Genomic DNA, 2,463 nt, shown 5'->3' with positions numbered 1-2,463 from the left:
GTGGCCGGCGACGAATTCTGGTGAGAACGCCCTGGCCTGCTCGACCGGCCACGGCTCGAGCGACTTGATGCGTTTGCGGTTGAGGTTCTCGCCCTCGTTGGCCAGCACCGGCAGGTCGGCGAAGGAGTTGCGCACCTGCCCGGAGACGCGATACCACCGCGTCTGCGTCTCGTAGATGGCGTTGCCGTCGTCGTCGGTGCCGACGCGGACCCGGTGATCTTCGCCGCGTTCACCCTCGTACTGGGTGTCGGTGTCGGCGTCGTAGGTGAAGTAGGCGGTGTACAGGCTCGAGAAGGCGCCGATTTCGCGGTACTTCTTGAAGTCGTTGGGCGCGAACCAGCGCTTGGTCACCCACTTCTCGATCAGTGAGCGGGCCTGCTTCTCGTCGACGCGAAACGGCACCACCCCGTCGACCGGCAACCGGGCCGGAGCGTTGTGCACGTCGTCGCGCTGAATCGGTGTCGCGCAGTAGGGGCACTTGGTGGCCGTCAGGCTGCCCGCGAATTCCGTTGTGCCGCCGCAGTTCTGGCATGCAACCTCGCGCATTCCGGTGGTGCTCGGTGCGTCGTGGCGCCGTTGCACCTCCCTGAGTTGCTGCATGGCGCTGTGCAGTTCGCGCGACCTGACCGGGGTGTGGGGCGCGGTGACGTCGTAGTAGTTGCCGCAGTTCGGGCAGCGCAGTTTCTGGCTGCTGATGTCGAAGTTGAGCTGTCCTCCACAGGACGCGCACGGGTAGGTGCGGGTGCGCTCGGTGCTGTGGAACATCGCCGGCGCCGCCGGTGGGTGCGTGGGCGGGCGGAGGGGTGGCGGCGCCGGTGGTGGTCCAGCCGGCGGGCGGGGCAGCGGTGGCGGGCCTGCCTGCTGCGGTGGCAACGGCGGGGGACCGGGCCGACGAGGCGGCAGCGGTGGCGGCTGCGGCGGGCCGGGCCGACGGGGGAGCGGCGGCGGCTGCGGCGGCCCAGGATCGAAGGTCATTGCTGCGGCAGCGGCGGAGGGGTGCCCGGCAGGGGCGGTGGCGTGTTGAACAGCGTTTGCAGGGCCGGGACGGTCGATGCCGGGGCCCAGTTGGGCATCCCTTCGGTCCACACCACCGTGTCGCGGGTGAGTTGCCCGCTTGCGACGAATTGCCGCAGCGCGTTGACGGGGTAGGGACCCGCAGGCTGGCCGGCCTGCTCGAAATGGAAGAGCTGTTGGGGCGGCAACGGCGGTGGGGCGCCCTGCATCGGTGGCTGGGGCGATGCGAACTGTTGTGGTTGGGCGTAGCCGCCCTGCGCCGCACTGGCCATTTGAGCGCCCAGCGCCACACCCAGGCCCGCCTGAATCGCCGAACCCGCGGCGCCGCCGCCCTCGTTCTGGGCCGCCGCCAGCATCGCGTCCGCTTGACGGGCCCGCGCATACCGGTCGAGGTCGCCGACGTTGTTGAGGAAGCTGCTTTCTTCCAGACCGCGCGCCACCCCGCGCGTCATCGCCTGCTGGATCTCCTCGGGCAGCGAGATCGTCATGGTGACCGCGTCGATCCCGAGGCCGAACGCCTGCACGCGCTGGGCCACGAACTCGCGCAGTTTGTCCGACAACTCGACCTGGCGGCCCTGCAGATCGATGGCGCCGAGGCCGCTGCCCATCACCATGTCGTTGAAAGCGAGAGCGATGTTGCGCCGGATCAGTTCGGTGATCTGATCCATGTCAACCACGCTCTGCGTGCCCAGCACCTGCCGCAGGAACGCGGTCGGGTCGGTCACCCGGACCACCGTGGTGCCGTTGGCGCGGACCTGCACCATCTTGAAGTCGGGGTCTCGCACGGTCACGGGTTGCGGTGTGCCCCAACGCAAATCGGGGTACGGCCGGGTGTTGACGTAGTACACCTCGGACCGGAACGGGCTGTTGAACCCGTACTTCCAGCCCTGCAGCGTGCCCAGGATCGGCATGTTCTCACTGGTGAGGGTGTAGTGGCCGGGAGTGAATTGGTCGGCGAGCTGGCCGCGGTAGACGAACATGGCGCGCTGGCCCTCGCGGACGATCAGTTGGGCGCCGTTCTTGATCTCGTTGTCATACCTCGGAAAGCGCCACGCCAGGGTGGTGTTCGTATCGTCGAGCCATTCGATGATGTCGACGAACTCGCCTCGGATCATGTCCCGCATGCCCACGGTCGTGCCCCCTCCTCGGCCGGCAACGGCCGCCACGTCGCCGTTGCTCAGCGAGCTCGAGCGCGGATATTTGGGCGAATCTTACGCGGCATCACCGCTACTGCGGGGGCTTAATTCGCCCGATCCGGCGGATCTCCTCGGCGGTAGCCAGCGGTCGTTCGATCATGACGAGGTGCCCGGCGGGCGCGATGGTGACGTGCTCGGCACCCAGGGCTGCGGCCAATCGGATCTGCTGCGTGCGCCAGCGATGGGTGCGCCAACCCGCGTGGGCAGTGGCGACGACCCGCGGCACCGGCGGTAGTGGGTAGACGGCCCGCAG

The 2,463-nt window shown here is 68.6% G+C and carries 3 protein-coding genes; all 3 read right to left on the bottom strand.

What is annotated here, in order from left to right; genetic code table 11:
* A partial coding sequence (locus tag A9X01_RS30795; RefSeq protein WP_155771864.1) for a TFIIB-type zinc ribbon-containing protein occupies nt 1–975 on the bottom strand: 975 nt, incomplete at its 3' end.
* Nucleotides 972–2,138, bottom strand: coding sequence for an SPFH domain-containing protein (locus tag A9X01_RS01290; RefSeq protein ID WP_253848862.1), 1,167 nt, complete (start codon nt 2,136–2,138; stop codon nt 972–974). The genes A9X01_RS01290 and A9X01_RS30795, both read right to left, overlap by 4 nt.
* Before the next feature lie 103 nt (nt 2,139–2,241).
* The coding region (locus tag A9X01_RS30295; RefSeq protein WP_436405219.1) for a hypothetical protein at nt 2,242–2,463 on the bottom strand (222 nt) is incomplete at its 5' end.

The sequence above is a fragment of the Mycobacterium asiaticum genome (assembly GCF_001668675.1).
Taxonomy (GTDB): Bacteria; Actinomycetota; Actinomycetes; order Mycobacteriales; family Mycobacteriaceae; genus Mycobacterium; species Mycobacterium asiaticum_D.
The sequence above is the reverse complement of the archived record's forward strand: the minus strand, read 5'-3'. Positions and strand labels throughout refer to the sequence as shown.

Bases quoted from the DNA above. Each gene is read 5' to 3' on its own strand.
- A9X01_RS01290 (WP_253848862.1), bottom strand. From the start codon at position 2,138: ATGCGGGACATGATCCGAGGCGAGTTCGTCGACATCATCGAATGGCTC.